This window comes from Vibrio vulnificus CMCP6 (assembly GCF_000039765.1).
In the GTDB taxonomy this organism is placed as follows: Bacteria; Pseudomonadota; Gammaproteobacteria; order Enterobacterales; family Vibrionaceae; genus Vibrio; species Vibrio vulnificus_B.
The window spans coordinates 2518974-2534571 of sequence record NC_004459.3 but is presented as its reverse complement, the minus strand read 5'-3'; the positions used below and the strand labels follow the sequence as shown (position 1 = coordinate 2534571).

20 protein-coding genes are annotated in these 15598 nt (G+C 41.1%); 1 reads left to right on the top strand and 19 read right to left on the bottom strand.

From position 1 onward, the window contains the following. Positions 1–150: 150 nt before the first annotated feature. From VV1_RS11835 to VV1_RS11765, 17 genes are all read right to left on the bottom strand, one after another. Complete coding sequence (locus VV1_RS11835) at positions 151–525, bottom strand: RidA family protein (RefSeq protein ID WP_011080351.1); 375 nt, start codon at positions 523–525, stop codon at positions 151–153. Positions 526–639: 114 nt separating this feature from the next. Continuing rightward, positions 640–1212, bottom strand: coding sequence for a hypothetical protein (locus VV1_RS11830; protein ID WP_011080350.1), 573 nt, complete (start codon positions 1210–1212; stop codon positions 640–642). Between the two features lie 167 nt (positions 1213–1379). Further along, entirely contained in the window at positions 1380–1622 is a 243-nt protein-coding gene (locus VV1_RS11825; RefSeq protein WP_011080349.1) for a DUF6868 family protein, read from the bottom strand. Between the two features lie 1085 nt (positions 1623–2707). Next, positions 2708–3013 (bottom strand): hypothetical protein, encoded by a 306-nt coding sequence (locus tag VV1_RS11820; protein ID WP_043921015.1) that lies wholly within the window; start codon positions 3011–3013, stop codon positions 2708–2710. Positions 3014–3167: 154 nt separating this feature from the next. Further along, complete coding sequence (locus VV1_RS11815; RefSeq protein ID WP_011080348.1) at positions 3168–3650, bottom strand: hydrolase; 483 nt, start codon at positions 3648–3650, stop codon at positions 3168–3170. A 63-nt stretch (positions 3651–3713) separates the two neighbouring features. Then, the gene (locus VV1_RS11810; protein WP_011080347.1) at positions 3714–4106 is read right to left on the bottom strand and encodes a hypothetical protein; all 393 of its coding nucleotides are present in this window, start codon (positions 4104–4106) and stop codon (positions 3714–3716) included. Between the two features lie 627 nt (positions 4107–4733). Continuing rightward, positions 4734–5063, bottom strand: coding sequence for a hypothetical protein (locus VV1_RS11805; RefSeq protein ID WP_011150407.1), 330 nt, complete (start codon positions 5061–5063; stop codon positions 4734–4736). A 140-nt stretch (positions 5064–5203) separates the two neighbouring features. Further along, positions 5204–5779 carry a hypothetical protein gene (locus VV1_RS11800; RefSeq protein ID WP_011080345.1) on the bottom strand — a complete coding sequence of 192 codons (576 nt, stop codon included), beginning with the start codon at positions 5777–5779 and terminating at the stop codon, positions 5204–5206. Between the two features lie 755 nt (positions 5780–6534). Then, positions 6535–6720, bottom strand: coding sequence for a hypothetical protein (locus VV1_RS25190; RefSeq protein ID WP_011080344.1), 186 nt, complete (start codon positions 6718–6720; stop codon positions 6535–6537). 143 nt (positions 6721–6863) lie between these two features. After that, entirely contained in the window at positions 6864–7337 is a 474-nt protein-coding gene (locus VV1_RS24845) for a hypothetical protein (protein WP_011080343.1), read from the bottom strand. A 135-nt stretch (positions 7338–7472) separates the two neighbouring features. Continuing rightward, positions 7473–7886 (bottom strand): hypothetical protein, encoded by a 414-nt coding sequence (locus VV1_RS11790; RefSeq protein ID WP_043921014.1) that lies wholly within the window; start codon positions 7884–7886, stop codon positions 7473–7475. A 150-nt stretch (positions 7887–8036) separates the two neighbouring features. Next, positions 8037–8552: a GNAT family N-acetyltransferase gene (locus VV1_RS11785; RefSeq protein ID WP_011080342.1), complete on the bottom strand. Its 516-nt coding sequence runs from the start codon at positions 8550–8552 to the stop codon at positions 8037–8039. Between the two features lie 135 nt (positions 8553–8687). Further along, positions 8688–9146 carry a hypothetical protein gene (locus VV1_RS11780; protein ID WP_043921013.1) on the bottom strand — a complete coding sequence of 153 codons (459 nt, stop codon included), beginning with the start codon at positions 9144–9146 and terminating at the stop codon, positions 8688–8690. Between the two features lie 173 nt (positions 9147–9319). After that, on the bottom strand, positions 9320–9769 hold the full coding sequence (locus VV1_RS11775) for a GNAT family N-acetyltransferase (protein ID WP_011080340.1): 450 nt from the start codon (positions 9767–9769) through the stop codon (positions 9320–9322). Between the two features lie 134 nt (positions 9770–9903). Next, on the bottom strand, positions 9904–10383 hold the full coding sequence (locus tag VV1_RS11770; RefSeq protein WP_011080339.1) for a GNAT family N-acetyltransferase: 480 nt from the start codon (positions 10381–10383) through the stop codon (positions 9904–9906). Between the two features lie 282 nt (positions 10384–10665). Beyond that, positions 10666–10851, bottom strand: a complete 186-nt coding sequence (locus VV1_RS25185; RefSeq protein ID WP_011080338.1) for a hypothetical protein — start codon at positions 10849–10851, stop codon at positions 10666–10668. A 617-nt stretch (positions 10852–11468) separates the two neighbouring features. Next, entirely contained in the window at positions 11469–12032 is a 564-nt protein-coding gene (locus tag VV1_RS11765) for a hypothetical protein (protein ID WP_011080336.1), read from the bottom strand. A gap of 236 nt (positions 12033–12268) precedes the next feature. Between VV1_RS11765 and VV1_RS11760 the strand changes: the two genes are divergently transcribed. Further along, on the top strand, positions 12269–13237 hold the full coding sequence (locus VV1_RS11760; RefSeq protein ID WP_011080312.1) for an IS30-like element ISVa6 family transposase: 969 nt from the start codon (positions 12269–12271) through the stop codon (positions 13235–13237). Positions 13238–13262: 25 nt separating this feature from the next. Here the strand turns inward: VV1_RS11760 and VV1_RS11755 are convergent, their stop codons facing one another. Both VV1_RS11755 and VV1_RS11750 read right to left on the bottom strand, forming a co-directional pair. Further along, positions 13263–13793, bottom strand: a complete 531-nt coding sequence (locus tag VV1_RS11755) for a GNAT family N-acetyltransferase (protein WP_011080335.1) — start codon at positions 13791–13793, stop codon at positions 13263–13265. 793 nt (positions 13794–14586) lie between these two features. Beyond that, positions 14587–15486, bottom strand: coding sequence for a TIR domain-containing protein (locus VV1_RS11750; RefSeq protein WP_011080333.1), 900 nt, complete (start codon positions 15484–15486; stop codon positions 14587–14589). Between the last annotated feature and the right edge of the window lie 112 nt (positions 15487–15598).

Below are 15598 nucleotides of genomic sequence, written 5' to 3'. Positions count from 1 at the left end.
CTTTCTAACGCCTTGCTAAGGTGTGAGCAACGCCTTCACCAAGCCTCCGCATTGCGCCGTAATCACTAAACCCAACGCAAGCCAAAAATGCCACGCGTTGCGAATCACTCTTAAGCAATTTGTTAGGTGAATAACTGGATTGCACATGGCTTATTTTTTTGCGATATAAGCGACACCATCTATTTGCACATGAAGACCTGATGACTCTCCACCTCTATGAGCAAAATCAGTAGAAATCGTTTTTCTCGCAGGATAGCCATTCTTAAAACGTTCTTTGATAACTTTCTCTACTAATGGAATATTCCATACATCCCTGAGCAAAACATCGATTTTCACTACACTATCTAACGTTAGATTTTCCATTTCAAGCTTTCTAGCCATATCATCAAAAGCTCCGTTTACTTGTTCTTCGACACTTTTCCCAACATTGCCAACACAATAACCAAGGAAAACATAATCTCCAGCTACAACGTAACCTGAGTGTGCCCATTCTTCATTTACATCACATCTCTTAATTTCGCTCATTCTATCCCCCGATCTTGTTGAATTATCGCAATTCACCTAACGCCCTGTTAAGGGGTGAGCAACGCTACCACCTAACCTAAAATTACCACCGTAAACACAATACTCAAATTGGAATCAAAAATCCCAAGCGTTGGGAATCCCTCTTGAACAGTTTGTTAGTTGCGTACTCAACTCACCCACCAAGCTCTTAATTTGACTTTGTGTATGACCGTCTATAGCTAAACGCTCACTTTCATTAACGAGGAAATCAACTAGCTCAACTGATAAAAATAGTAACTCGGTTAGTTCCTTAAACGTAAAGACATACTGTGATGGATGTTGATGAATAAATGTGTTCCGAGTTGTCTGTAAGCGACTGACGCTTTCCTTTTTAAATCGCTGGTTATCAATGATTTGACTTCCCATGTAAGGGAGGAAATCCTCCTTACGCAATTTTTCATAGAGCCATTCAATATTATCTAAATCGCCATAATCAGCATGGTAGCTGTCTCTTTTCCGTACCAGACGTGAATCTGAAGTAATTAGAGCTAAACACATTGCCGATTGAACCGAATTATGTCCGTATATTACTGCCCATTTAAAATACGAGTTTTGCCCTACTTCTATTTGAGATAAAGCATCAAGTAAGCACCGCAATGACATAACTAGATCTGTTTCAAGATCAAATGAGACCAATCTATCTTTCATGTACTTACCTATTATTTCTGAAAGCAACTAACGCCCAATTAAGTAGCCCGAAACGCCCTGGCTCACTTTCCGCATTACTCGGCAACACAAAACCCGACGCAAAACAAAATCGGCGAGCGTTGAGGGTCTGCTTGAATTGTTTGTTATGCTAAAAATTCAAAGTGATACTAAGAAATCACCTTTAAGGCGAGATAAGGTACTAAAAAGAAAGCTAAGGTGATCACTTTGTAGTGACCGAGATAGCTGAAATACAATGCATTTAGCCTAGGCTTGGAAATATCAAACAACTTACTGTGATACGACAAAATCTTACTTTTTAGTAGCAGCACTAAAACTGTACTAAGAGACAGAATCACAATATTTATCAACGTACACCAACCCAAAAACTCGGTAATTTGCTCTAAACTCATGATGATATCCTATCTTTAAGGGGATTTAGCATAACGCTGCGTTAAGGGGTGAACGCCGCCTAAACCAGCTTTCCGCAGACCACCTTCACTACAAAAACTAACCGCATACCAAAAATGCCACGCGGCATGAATCCCACTTAAACGCCTTGTTATGTTTAAGACTCAAAGAGTTAAGTTTTACGATACCAAGAGCTTAACTCGACTTACCTTTGCAAACCAAAACCATAGGCTAAAAAACTGAATTAACTCATAGAATTGATTGAATTTGCATTGAATCACAACGTGAGAAACGAAAGCTGAAGCTCTAACTTTGAAACTGAGCAAGCTGCACTCACCTCACCCAAACACTGTATTTCAATGAGGCAACTCTCTGAATTTTTAGCGCCAATGAATTGGAGTCCAGAAAACAGCAGCCACTGAAGTTAACTTGCCGACAAAGCCAAAACTAGAAAGCCAAGAAAAGATGCAAGCAACTGATTTTGCGTGATTAAACATAACGCTGCGTTAAGGGGTGAATGCCGCATAAACCAGCTTTCCGCAGACCACTTTCACCACTAAAACTCACCGCATACCAAAAATGCCACGCGGCATGAATCCCTCTTGAACGCCTTGTTATGTTTAAGACTCAAAGGGTTAAGTTTTACGATACCAAGAGCTTAACTCGACTTACCTTTGCACACCAAAACCAGAAGCTAAAAAACTGAAATGACTCATGATTTTTGAAAATCAGACTTTATAATTTGGCTGCTAAAACTCAAAAACCTAAGTTCAAATTTCCGATTGAGCCAGATGCCCTAACCTCGTGCTTACCCGAAAATCGACTGAGGCAATTCTCAGAGTTTTTAGCGCCCAAGAATGGATGTCCAGAAAACAGCGCCCTATTAAGCCAACTTGCCGACGAGACCAAAATTAGAAAACCGAGAAAGCAAAGAAAAAATGCAACCAACTGATTTTACGTGATTAAACATAACGCCGCGTTAAGGGGTGAATGCCGCATAAACCAACTTACCGCAGACCATTTTCACCACTAAAACTCACTGCATACCCAAAATGCCACGCGGCATGAATCCCTCTTGAACGCCTTGTTAGGCAAATTTAACCTTCGCTACTTTCAAAACGTACACAATAATAGTGACCAATAACGTCCAAGGCATTGCAAACCACCAATAGTAAGGAGCCTGACTATCAGCGAGGTAATAATTAGAAACGATAATTACGCTCACAATTGTCGAAATGACATATGCTCCACCTAACGCCATACAGATATCTGCGTGATATTTAGAAAGTTCAAATTCACGCAATTGAAATACGGCAACAAAAAACACAAAAGGACTAACAAAACAAACTGCAATGTGTAGAAATGAAAGAAGAATTAAGGACCCAAGTGTCATATGCTTTCCTTTTATTTGCCTAACGCTCTGTTAAGGGGTGAGCAACGCAATACCAAAGCCGCCGCAAACCACCTTAATCACTAAAACCAACGCATAGTGAAAATGCCACGCGTTGCGAATCCCTCTTGAACAGTTTGTTATGTGCGTACTTACGTTATGCACCAAACTGTTTTATACGCTTAGCGCCAATAAAAAACTGATACTTACTTTGTTGAAGTAAGTCTAAATGGCGCTCAAACATGGGTACGCCATTGGATAAAGAAAGGTGGTAGACGAGTCCATTACCGACATACACCCCAACGTGTGCTCCGTATGAGTCAGTAGAGTCGTTGTACATCATGATATCTAACGGCTTAAACTCAGTGACCACCTCACTAAACTCCGAGTCATCCCACAATTCACTAGAACGGTAGTTAGGTGGATTTAGACCGAAGTCTCTGAGCAGGTTATAAGCAAAGACCTGACAGTTAGCTCCAAGCGTTAAGTCTGAATCATCTTTGCAACCCGGAATGCGGGATGAAACGTATCTTACATTTTTGAATCTGTCGGGAATATCCATTTCCATTTTCTCCCAAAGCACATAACGCCCAATTAAGGGGTGAACAACGCCTCCACCCAACCTAACGCATTGTGCCATAAACACTAAATTTGAAGTAGAAGCAAAAGTGCCAAGCGTTGTGAATCCCTCTTAAATTGCTTGTTAGCTGGTTGTTTCCACAACATCGAAAGCTACCAAGTTGAAACTTGTTGCCTGAATAAACCACTCATGCCAAGGCATCGTTTCCTTAAAACCATCAAAGTGGAATGTACTCCCATCAAACTTCGCATTCATGATTTCATCAATCGGGTACTCTGGAATTTTGTGACTGACAGGTGCCACATCATTCAACCAAGTGAGGCTTTTTTCATTAGACACGTTGTATAGAGTCATCACCCCATTCTGAACAATTAGATCTTTTCCATTGGAACTTGGGTGCTCTTTGCTGATGAAAATACCACTGAGAACGATGATGATCTTGGAGTCAGTTCTGGAAACATCATTGATAGATACATCATGAAAGCTCATCTTCTCAAAGTCGGTATTAATTTCCATATAACCTCCTACCAGCTAACGCCGCGTTAAGGGGCGCAGGCACGCAATAAAAAAATTGCTGCATACCACCTTAACCACTAAACAAGCTGCAAACCAAAAATGCCACGCGTGCCAAGTCCCTCTTTAACGCTTTGTTATGTTTAAGCTTCAAGGACTTACATTCTACCAAAACCAAGATTAACTCGGCTTTGACTCACGTACAAAAGCTAAAACCTAAAAAACTGAAATGACTCATAACTTTTGAAAATCAGACTTGGAATTTTAACAATTCAAGCTTTGACAACAAGTAAGTGAAAGCTGATTTTTGATTGAGCCAACAGCCTTAACCTCGCGTTTGCGCGAAAATTGATTGAGGCAACGCTCTGAATTTCCAGCGCCAAAGAATTGATGTCCGGCAAACAGCGCCCACTGAAGCCAACTTGCCGACAAACTCGAAACTAACCAGCCGAGGGAGCAAAGAAAAGATGCAACCAACTGATTTTACGTGATTAAACATAACGCCGCGTTAAGGGGTGAATGCCGCACAAACCAACCTTTCGCAGGCCACTTTCACCACAAAACTCACTGCAAACCCAAAATGCCACGCGGCATGAATCCCACTTGAACGCCTTGTTATGTTCACATTGCTCAAATAGTATGCCCACATTTTTGACATTCGATTTTTCTATCTTTTAACGATTGCGTAAAGTTTGATTTCCCACAGTTGTCGCAAAACTTAGCACCACGTATGTTCATAAAAGTTATTAGCGCAACAATGGGGACAATTACAATCCAGAATTGATGTTTAAAGAAGCCCATCAAGTTAACAATGAACAAAAATAAAGCGCCTGTCACGACAGAGAATGCTGGATAATATTTCCTCTTAAACTGTGTATTTTTATTCGCATAGAACAACACATAACCGAGGAGTGAAACACCCGCCCAAACACCAAAAGCTATTTGTACTTTTTCATCCATATCTACAATCCATCTTGTGAACATAACGCCCTGTTAAGGGGTGAGCGACGCAATACCAAAGCCGCCGCATACCACCTTAATCGCTAAAACCAACGCATAGCAAAAATGCCACGCGTTGCGAATCCCTCTTGAACAGTTTGTTAGGCGAATTCCCAAACCTCTCGCCCAGGACCATTTGTACCTGGAAAACGAAAGCCTTTTTGAGTCACTGTATTGATAACCGAGCAACTCAATTCTTTGACATGTTGTTGGACTTGATTGAGATAAGTAACATCTATTGCTGTATCAAATATTTCTTTGTTTTTATTAACAAAAAATGGGACCGATTTTCCGCACGAATCCGGTACAGCCCAAGAACCGTGGCATAAAACATTTCTTAGTTTTGAGGCTTCACGTAAATCATGTACTAACTGTTCAATATCCGACGAAACGCACTGATGAGTTCGAGCTTGCTTACTGAAAGAGTCAATTAAACTTCCTAATTGATCTGATAATGAACGCTCCATCAACCCTGCCCATTTCTCGTAGACTAATTCGAGGTCACTTTCTTTGTGTTCCTTTGTTACGCTCAGTGCAAAAATTGCTCTAAGCAATATCTCTTCGAGAAAGCCATATGTTGCGATTGTTCGCCCTAAACTTTCCCAAAACAAAGGCGAATGATTGTGAGTTGGAAATTGCTCAGGTAAATTTTCGATTTTGACATTATATATTGGCAATTTTATATCTCTTCACTTCAGTTTATCCGAATCGCCTAACGCTGCGTTAAGGGGTGAATGCCGCACAAACCAACTTCCCGCAGACCACTTTCATCACCAAAACTCGCCGCATACCAAAAATGCCACGCGGCATGAATCCCTCTTGAACGCCTTGTTATGTTTAAGGCTCAAAGGGTTAAGTTTAACGACACCAATAGCTTAACTAGACTTACCTCTGCAAACCAAAACCAGATGCTAAAAAACTGAATTAACTCATAAATTTGATTTTACTGATATTGAGTTTTAGCGTGAGATACCAAAACTGGAGCTCAGACTTTGAAACTAGGATCGCTTCATTCAACTTACAAACACACTGAAATTAAATGAGGCAGTTCTCTGAATTTTTAGCGCCCACGAATTGAAGTCCAGAAAACAGCGACCACTAAAGTCACTTGCCGACAAGACCAAAATTAGAAAGCCAAAAAAGATGCAAGCAACTGATTTTACGTGATTAAACATAACGCTGCGTTAAGGGGTGAATGCCGCACAAACCAACTTCCCGTAGACCACTTTCACCACTAAAACTAACCGCATACTAAAAATGCCACGCGGCATGAATCCCTCTTGAACGCCTTGTTATGCTTAAGCTTCAATGGGTTACGTTTTTCTGGAAACAAGATTAACTCGGCTTTGATTCACAAACAAAAGCCAAAACGTAGAAAACCGAAATGACTCATAGTTTTGAAAATCAGACTTTGAAATTTGGTAATCAAAACTCAAAAACCTAAGATCAAATTTCTGATTGTGCCAACCGCCCTAACCTCGCGCTTGCCCGAAAGTTGATTGAGGCAACTCTGTGAATTTTCAGCGCCAAAGAATAAGTGTCCAGCAAACAGCACCCACTGGAGCCAACTTGCCGACGCGCACAAAACCCAAAAGCAGAGGAAACAAAGAAAAACCATAAACCACTGATTTTATTTGATTAAGCATAACGCCCTGTTAAGTAGTGAGGCACGCTATACAAATGCCTCTGCACTACTCCGTAATCACAAAACTCACCGCAAACCCAAAATGCCACGCGTGCCGAATCTGCTTGAACAGTTTGTTATGTGCTTACTTTCCGACCAAACATCAAAGGGAATATATGGGCATGATATGACTTTACAATCACCTCTAAATCAGATGATAACACTTCGTCGGGAATATTGGGCTCTATGACGTAAAACACAGAAAGTAGCTCTTCCTTGGTGACTTCATGATCCAACTTATGCGCTAGGTTATTTCGTAGTGTATTTAGCTTTTTTAGAGAACCAACCACGGAACTATTGAGAACCCTCTCGCCATCTTCAAATTGTAACTTAGAGCATAGTTCTAATTTCTGTCTATATGAAAGGCTGACACTCAGAACCGCTGAAGCATGCCTATCTAATATTAAACCTATGATTTTCTCTAAGACTGCCTCTGTTATCAGGTGAATAGTCAATATCCTAGCGATAGAACCTTCTGGTTCATGAAACCCACGCATTGCCTGGCTGAACATTTTGTATTCAAGTTTACTTAGCTCTTCCTTTTTTGTCATACAATCTCCTGCTGCACATAACGCTGCGTTAAGGGGTGAGTGCCGCCTAAACCAACTTTCCGCAGACCATTTTCACCACAAAAATCACCGCATACCAAAAATGCCACGCGGCATGAATCCCTCTTGAACGCCTTGTTATGTTTTTTTCAGCGTTGATGATTTTTTATTAAACCAAGTCATAAAAAAGAGCCCAAGATATGAACCTAACAGCATAAAAGAAAACGTTTTAAATGAAAAAGATAACAGATAAGCAGAAAACAGTGTTGGATACACTAAAATCAAACTAATAAAGTAGCCAAAAAAAGTTATTTTATCCAATGACTGTTCGTCCGTATCATACACTGCAAGTAAAGTTGCACACACAATAATTGGAACTGACAGGCTAACTGATAGCATCAGAAGCTTAATAAGATCTAGATTTAAAAACAGCTCTCTCTTGTATGTAAAAATTATAAGCAAGCCCGGAGATATAATGGCTGCAGAAAAAGCCAATGAATAGATAATTTGGTGTGAACTTAGGCTTTTAATCTCTTGAATTAAATCTGACATATTAAAGTTTCCCAATAAAACATAACGCTGCGTTAAGGGGTGAATGCCGCCTAAACCAACTTCCCGCAGACCACTTTCACCACCAAAACATACCGCATACCAAAAATGCCACGCGGCATGAATCCCTCTTTAACGCTTTGTTAGGTGAATTTATACCGCTGAAATATAAACACAAACCTCGCGTTCACCACCTTGCATACGAAGTGTTTGATTTTCTATGTAAGTAACGCCAAGTTTATCGATAACTGACTTTGAACGAGCATTACCAACAAGATGCATAACCTTTAACTCTCTCAATCCATGAGATTCTTTTGCGTACTCAATTAGCGCCTTTGAAGCTTCTGTCGCATAACCCTGCCCCCAAAAATCGACACCCAACCAATAACCTAATATACCTTGGCCATCTTTTAAGCTTGGCAAACTCACGGCCCCAATAAGCTCTAACGATTCTTTATGTACAATCGCATAAACAATACTCTCTCCGCTGGCAAAACCAATTTCATGTGTTTCAATCCATGAAATTGCATCTGAAACTTCGTATGGATGCGGTATGTTTGCTGTCATTTCTGCGATTCGTTTATCACCAGCTAATACTGATACTTGCTCAGCATCAGACTGCTTAAATGATCTAAGAATTAAACGTTCAGTTTCCAAAATTTGCTGCATTATTTCCCCAAATTCACCTAACGCCCGCTTAAGTGGTGAGCAACGCAATACCAGAGCTTCCGCACACCACCTAATTCACTAAATTTACCGCAAAACACAAATGCCACGCGTTGTGAATCCGTCTTAAAGCGTTTGTTAGGGCTGCTTAGCGACTAAGATGTATGCAACCTTTCTGTTGCCTACTAATAGAGATACTCCTACAACCAACATCATCAATGACGACAGTGATGACGTTGGGTCACCACCGTAGTGACTTGATATTGAGATGATTGCTGGTATCACTGACCATGCACTGTTAATAATTAAGTTGAGAGCCATCAACGCTACACCAACCCTTGCCAGATCAAATGCGCTTATAGATGTTACTTCTTCTGTGTTGACCTCAATTGGCATTAATTTTTTAGCTATGGTAAACGGAAAACTCCAAGCAATTATAGCTATTACGGCATAAGCTGCCGCGACGACCAGTAACCCCATATTTTCACGGGCAATATCCTTAACTGCCATAAGCGAAGAAGTCGTGTAAACTGCTTCCAAAATCAAAAACACTGCAAAAATTCGAATACCAATGGATAGTATTGTTCTAGCGTTCATCTATTGTCCTTGTATAAATTAACCACATAAGTAATAAAAAGCCCTAACGCCCTGTTAAGGTGTGAGCAACGCAATACCGAAGCTGCCGCATACCACCTTAATCACATAGACCAACGCATGCTAAAAATGCCACGCGTTGCGAATCACTCTTAAACAGTTTGTTATGTGCGTAGTCACAGCTTTAAGACCATCGGCACATAACGAATACCATTTTTAACTTGCTCAGTATCTACGGACTGAAAACCTAGCCGCTTATAGAAACCTACTGCGTTAACTGAGGCTTTTAATTCAATGCTTGAAACCCCACTATGTCTTTTCATTTGGTTAATCAAGCCTCTGCCAATCCCTTGATTCTGATTCTTTGCACTGACATATAACTGTGCAATATAGTTCCCTTCTCTCCAAGCAACATAACCGACTATTGCACCGTTTTTAACAGCTTTAATTGAAGTGTAGATGTCAGTATTTGTAGCCTGCTCAATATCACCTTTACGAGCATTTCGCATAGCTTCCTGACCGTCGGAGCTCAGATAGGGAATAACAAACTCTTCGTTAACAGATTCGCCTAAAGCTAAAATTAACTGCTGATCTTCCTGAGTTACAAGTTCATAGGAAATATCCATTTATCCTCCAAGCACATAACGCCGCGTTAAGGGGCGCAGGCACGCACTACAAACGTGACCGCATCACACCTTAACCACTAAACCCGACGCAAATTGAAAATGCCACGCGTGCCAAGTCCCTCTTTAACGCTTTGTTAGGCGCGCAGCTGTAATTGGTAAAAATCAGTTTCAGCGTGCTTCGGATTAGCGCAACAATATACCCAACCATTACGCTTATAGAACCTTAACGCCCTTGCGTTCGTTCTACTCACGGAAAGCACAGCACGATCACAACCAGCTCGTGCTAATTCTGTTTCGATGTAGACCTGAACTTGCTGGCTCAAACCAGAACCGCGAACTTCAGGCAACAAGTAAACCAAATGAACATAACCAGTCTCTGGCTCGGATGAAAAAGAACGAAACTCTAACTGCCCTACCAATTTTCCATCCAACCAGATATGGATGTAAAACCAACCTGCTTCAGATTGCCTTTCTTGGACTCGTTCTCGATAACCTGCTATGAAATCATCAAAACCCGAAAAGGTCTCGAAACTGCAATAGTAAGCATCCTTTCGAGCAGCTACGCAAAAATCATAATCTTGCGCCAAATTGATCACTTTAAATTCTACGTTCATCCCTAATCCTAAAGTGAATAGCGCCTAACGCCGCGTTAAGGGGTGAGTGCCGCCTAAACCAACTTCCCGCAGACCGCCTTCACCACCAAAGCCAACCGCATACCAAAAATGCCACGCGGCACGAATCCCACTTTAACGCTTTGTTATGCTTAAGCTTCAATGGTTTACGTTTACCAGGAACAAGATTAACTCGACTTTGATTTACAAACAAAAGTCAAAACATAGAAAACCGAAATGACTCATAATTTTGAAAATCAGACTTTAAAATTTGGCTGCTTAAACTCAAAAACTTAAGTTCAAATTGCTGATTGAGCCAGATGCCCTAACCTCGCGCTTACCTGAAAATTGACTGAGGCAATTCTCTGAATTTTCAGCGCCAAAGAATTGATGTCCAGCAAACAGCGCCCGCTGAAGCCAACTTGCCGACGAGCACAAAACCCAAAAGCTAAGGAAACAAAGAAAAACCATAACCCAATGATTTTATTTGATTAAGCATAACGCTGCGTTAAGGGGTGAATGCCGCATAAACCAACTTTCCGCAGACCGCCTTCACCACCAAAACTCACCGCAAACCAAAAATGCCACGCGGCATGAATCCCACTTGAACGCCTTGTTATGCTTAAGCTTCAATGGGTTACGTTTTACTAGGAACAAGATTAACTCGGCTAGGATTAGGCAACAAAAGGCAAAACCTAAAAAACTGAAATGACTCATAATTTTTGAAAATCAGACTTTAAAATTTGGCTGCTAAAACTCAAAAACCTAAGATCAAATTGCTGATTGAGCCAGCCGCCCTAACCTCGCGCTTACCCGAAAACTGATTGAGGCAATTCTCTGAACTTCCAACGCCAAAGAATATGTGTCCAGAAAATAGCGGCCACTGAAGCCAACTTGCCGACGAGTACAAGACCAAAAGCTGAGGGAACAAAGAAAAACCATAAACCACTGATTTTATTTGATTAAGCATAACGCCGCGTTAAGTGGTGAACAACGCTAACCACCAAACTTAAACCATTGTACCTTAAACACTAAATTCAACTTGAACTGAAATCGCCAAGCGTTGTGAATCCGTCTTAAACGCCTTGTTATGTGAAATTACACTCTGAACATAATTCTTCTATAATTTTAGCGTCCAATTCTGGAAACAGTTCAGCAAGAGCATCTACTGAAGCGTTACCAAGAGAACCACAACGTTCCCTTATTTTCTTTGCACTTTCATAAATGCCATCTGGTAGCTTCTGTACCAATTCATGCGCTCTAGAATAAAATTTATCTGAAGGCGACATTGGATGCTGAGTATACTTACTGGACATATCGACAGAAAATGCCACTGCAACACCCTCTTCAAGAAAGTTTGTATAACCAGCGACTGGATTTAACAAATGAATTGTTTCATGCGCTAGTTCATATAAAGCACAGGGCCAATAACCTTTAGAATTATGACTCAACTTAGCCCAAGCTCCATCAAAGTTAACGCTATTAATAATACATGGACCACTCGTAGTATTTTCTGAAAACGTAGGTTGATATACTTTCTTATCTTGCTCGATTCGCCCCAATAAGCTTTCTGCTTCTTGAAGTAAGAACTGTTGTAGCCTCCAGACTTCTGGAGCTGAGTGTTCTGGTAATATTCCCGGAAACTTGTACATATTTCGACCTTTTCATATAACGCCGCGTTAAGTGGTGAACAACGCTAACCACCAAACTTAAACCATTGTACCTTAAACACTAAATTCAACTTGAACTGAAATCGCCAAGCGTTGTGAATCCGCCTTAAACGCCTTGTTATATGCCTTGGATTCAAGTACGAAGTGCGACACCTCTGAACATAAAAACAGTGAGATGCGATAATCATGAAGTTTGCTCCCGCCAAGAAGTAAAAAACATGAGATACACGCACCTCACTGAGAACGAAAGGTATATGATTTCTGCGCTCAGAAAGCAAGGAATTAGTACCGCTAAAATAGCTAAACAACTAGGTCGTCACAAAGCTACTATCTATCGAGAAATTGAACGTAATTCCCGATACAACAGACACTTTAGAAGGTTCTCCTATCAAGCATGGAGAGCCCAACAGATGGCTCGCAACCGGCTAAGCCGCTCGCGCAGAAACAAGCGCTATAGCGAAATCGACTTCAGGTTACCTGAAGCCTTGCTACGACTGGATTGGAGCCCTGACCAAATCGTCGGATACCTAAGGGTAAGAGGCTATCCAACAATGAGCCACGAGCTCATTTATCAGCATATTTGGAACGACAAAACTCTCGGTGGAACACTATGGAAACATCTACGCCAATCGACCAAGAAAAGGCGCAAAAGATATAACTCAAAAGACAGCCGAGGTCGGCTGGCAGCAAAGCGTCATATTACCGAAAGACCTGCAAAAGCTGAGCATCGAAATGAGCCTGGCCATTGGGAAATTGATACCGTCGTTGGCCGCGGAACCAAGCACTGTATCGTAACTTTAGTCGACAGAATGACTGGCTACACTTTTATAGGGCAAATGGACGATAGAACAAGCGAGTCGCTCAACGTAAGAATGAGCAAAATCATGACCCGCTCTGACTTACCTTTTAAGACGATAACTGCGGATAACGGCACTGAATTTCATGGTTATGCACAACTGGAAAAACATCATAACTGTCTGTTTTACTTTGCAAATCCATACCATTCATGGGAGCGAGGGACTAATGAAAACACCAATGGTTTGATACGACAATACTTACCAAAACGAACTTCTATGTCACACGTAACACAGAAGCTCTGCAATGAAATTGCACACAAATTAAATACGCGCCCACGCAAAAGACTTGGGTATAGGACACCAACGGAGTATATTCATGCGCACCTGTAAAAAGTGTCGCACTTCAAACTTGATACTAAGTGCCTGTTTTCGAATAAACTGCCGTGCTACTCAAATCGCCTGACGGCAACCTTCGGTTATTACGTAAAATACCTTCAAAAACATACCCGCAACGCTCAGCTACCGCTCGACTTTTCAAGTTGTGTTCGGCTGCTTTAATTTCAACTCGGTTAGCGTTAAGCTCATTAAACGCATATGACTCTAGTGCTTTCACTGCTTCAGAAATGAAACCATTACCAACACTTGAACTACGTAACCAATAACCAATTTCAAAGTACGGAACCGTTTTATCACGGATGATTAACCCTATTGCACCAAGAAAGTGCCCTGTACTTTTTTCTATGATTGAATAGCGTAACTCACCTTCAAAATTCTCAAAGTTATTGATAGCTTGTTGCGTAGTTTCAATGGAACCAGCTTCTGTTAAAGCATATGGAACCCACGGAAGGTAGACACCAAGTTCGTCTTGGCTTTCCAATATCGCTTCGAGCATCAAAGGTTGATACTCCATTGAAGGAGGTAGTAGTTTAAGTCTCTCTGTTTCCATATTTACCATTATCCAATTAAGGCTTATAACGCTGCGTTAAGGGGTGAATGCCGCATAAACCAACTTTCCGCACACTACTTTCACCACCAAAACTCACCGCATACTAAAAATGCCACGCGGCATGAATCCCGCTTAAACGCCTTGTTATGTGTTTGCTAACTCTATGAAAATTAGTATTTCTTCGTCAATAGCACATTTTTTGATTCAAAAACAACCAATCATTAGAAAACGATTAGCGCTAGCTATAAAGTTATCTGATATTCATTCATTAATAAAACGTTAGCTAAGGTCTAGGTAAATGAAATTCAGTTTAAAAATAGTACTATCATTACTACTTGTTACTTTAACGTCTGGTTGCTCATCGATGGATGCACATGGTTACGGAGGTTATGGCAAACCATTTTCCGGAACGGCATTGTCAGTAGTCCGTCTGCCTTGCTTCTTTCGGGGAACAGCGGTCGACTACGCTTTAAGCCCTTTATCGTTAGTGGCAGTACCAATAAATTTAGCTACAGATGTTGTTTTTCTACCCTTTGATTTAGCCATGATATTCACGCCCACAACAAGCTACGGGGAAGTAATTTCAATTGGCTGCCCCAGAGGCCCTATGATCTAGAACTGACGCTGTCTTTCTAGGCTCCAACACCAGTAGATACGCTGGTGTTGGAAGAACACATAACGCCCTGTTAAGGTGTGAGCAACGCAATACCGAAGCCGCCGCATATCGCCTTAAACACTAAACGCAACGCATAGTAAAAATGCCACGCGTTGCGAATCACTCTTAAACAGTTTGTTAGCTGTTTGGAATCTCATACCCAGCGTTGCGTAACTCTGCATCTAACTCATCTTTCCACGTTCCCGCAGCATCCATAGAAACGTAAACAACCCCACTAATATCATTTGGGGTTTCAACAGAACCTTTAACTAAGGCTGCCACTCTTTCTCTCGATAGTTTTGCAATGAGGTAGCCATGTTCAAAAACTACGTTTTGACGAGCTCTCCATTTAAAGCTCAAAGTATCCCTTTTAGCTCCTAGGTCACATTCAGTATAAAGAACGATACCAAATCCAACATTACTATAGTGGTCAATCTTCTCAATGATAGTTCTTCCACCACTAGCCTGTAGATGAAGAATTATTGGCTCTAAACCTTTAGATTCAACGTATGCTTTAACATCGTTCTTGGCGTGTTCGTCATGCCCATGCACTATGAATACTTGGTTCTTATTAAAACTAGAACCGTCCTCTGGCGGTAGGTTTTCAGCTTCGAATTCAACTGGTGAAGTAGGACGGACTGGAGTTTCGATGGGACTTAAGATATTTGCCAAGTTTGAGCTTTTGACTGCCCAATGCGTTCGATAGAACTCAAATTCCTCGATGCCTAACTCAATAGCCAAGTCTTCTATTGTTTCTTTCGGGATTACACCATAGCTATCATCTCTTTCAAACGTAATTTTATAATCTCTATATGAACGAGTGATATTAGTGATGTTGGCTACAAAAGCTCCATCAGGGCAATGTTCTTGCAAAAATAGTGCAGGGAAGTCTTTTAGCTCTCGGACATTATCTGCGTTCAAGTTTCTGTATCGCATTTGCGTTTCAGAGTCAGTGTATTCGAGAAACCTTGAAGCAGAAACAATAACTTCATTCTCGCTCTCACTCGGTCCTGTATACCCAATTATTAAGTTGTACATATTTATCCTTTAACTAAATTACTAAACTTGACGAAAACAGCTAACGCCGCATTAAGGTGTGAGCAACGCTACCACCAAACCTGAACCATTGCGCCTTAAACACGAAACCCAA

Excerpts from the sequence above, each read along its gene's own strand:
- VV1_RS11835 (WP_011080351.1), bottom strand. The coding sequence starts at position 525 with ATGAGCGAAATTAAGAGATGTGATGTAAATGAAGAATGGGCACACTCA.
- VV1_RS11830 (WP_011080350.1), bottom strand. The coding sequence starts at position 1,212 with ATGAAAGATAGATTGGTCTCATTTGATCTTGAAACAGATCTAGTTATG.
- VV1_RS11825 (WP_011080349.1), bottom strand. The coding sequence starts at position 1,622 with ATGAGTTTAGAGCAAATTACCGAGTTTTTGGGTTGGTGTACGTTGATA.
- VV1_RS11820 (WP_043921015.1), bottom strand. The coding sequence starts at position 3,013 with ATGACACTTGGGTCCTTAATTCTTCTTTCATTTCTACACATTGCAGTT.
- VV1_RS11815 (WP_011080348.1), bottom strand. The coding sequence starts at position 3,650 with ATGGCACAATGCGTTAGGTTGGGTGGAGGCGTTGTTCACCCCTTAATT.
- VV1_RS11810 (WP_011080347.1), bottom strand. The coding sequence starts at position 4,106 with ATGGAAATTAATACCGACTTTGAGAAGATGAGCTTTCATGATGTATCT.
- VV1_RS11805 (WP_011150407.1), bottom strand. The coding sequence starts at position 5,063 with ATGGATGAAAAAGTACAAATAGCTTTTGGTGTTTGGGCGGGTGTTTCA.
- VV1_RS25190 (WP_011080344.1), bottom strand. The coding sequence starts at position 6,720 with ATGGTTTTTCTTTGTTTCCTCTGCTTTTGGGTTTTGTGCGCGTCGGCA.
- VV1_RS24845 (WP_011080343.1), bottom strand. The coding sequence starts at position 7,337 with ATGACAAAAAAGGAAGAGCTAAGTAAACTTGAATACAAAATGTTCAGC.
- VV1_RS11790 (WP_043921014.1), bottom strand. The coding sequence starts at position 7,886 with ATGTCAGATTTAATTCAAGAGATTAAAAGCCTAAGTTCACACCAAATT.
- VV1_RS11785 (WP_011080342.1), bottom strand. The coding sequence starts at position 8,552 with ATGCAGCAAATTTTGGAAACTGAACGTTTAATTCTTAGATCATTTAAG.
- VV1_RS11780 (WP_043921013.1), bottom strand. The coding sequence starts at position 9,146 with ATGAACGCTAGAACAATACTATCCATTGGTATTCGAATTTTTGCAGTG.
- VV1_RS11775 (WP_011080340.1), bottom strand. The coding sequence starts at position 9,769 with ATGGATATTTCCTATGAACTTGTAACTCAGGAAGATCAGCAGTTAATT.
- VV1_RS11770 (WP_011080339.1), bottom strand. The coding sequence starts at position 10,383 with ATGAACGTAGAATTTAAAGTGATCAATTTGGCGCAAGATTATGATTTT.
- VV1_RS25185 (WP_011080338.1), bottom strand. The coding sequence starts at position 10,851 with ATGGTTTTTCTTTGTTTCCTTAGCTTTTGGGTTTTGTGCTCGTCGGCA.
- VV1_RS11765 (WP_011080336.1), bottom strand. The coding sequence starts at position 12,032 with ATGTACAAGTTTCCGGGAATATTACCAGAACACTCAGCTCCAGAAGTC.
- VV1_RS11760 (WP_011080312.1), top strand. The coding sequence starts at position 12,269 with ATGAGATACACGCACCTCACTGAGAACGAAAGGTATATGATTTCTGCG.
- VV1_RS11755 (WP_011080335.1), bottom strand. The coding sequence starts at position 13,793 with ATGGAAACAGAGAGACTTAAACTACTACCTCCTTCAATGGAGTATCAA.
- VV1_RS11750 (WP_011080333.1), bottom strand. The coding sequence starts at position 15,486 with ATGTACAACTTAATAATTGGGTATACAGGACCGAGTGAGAGCGAGAAT.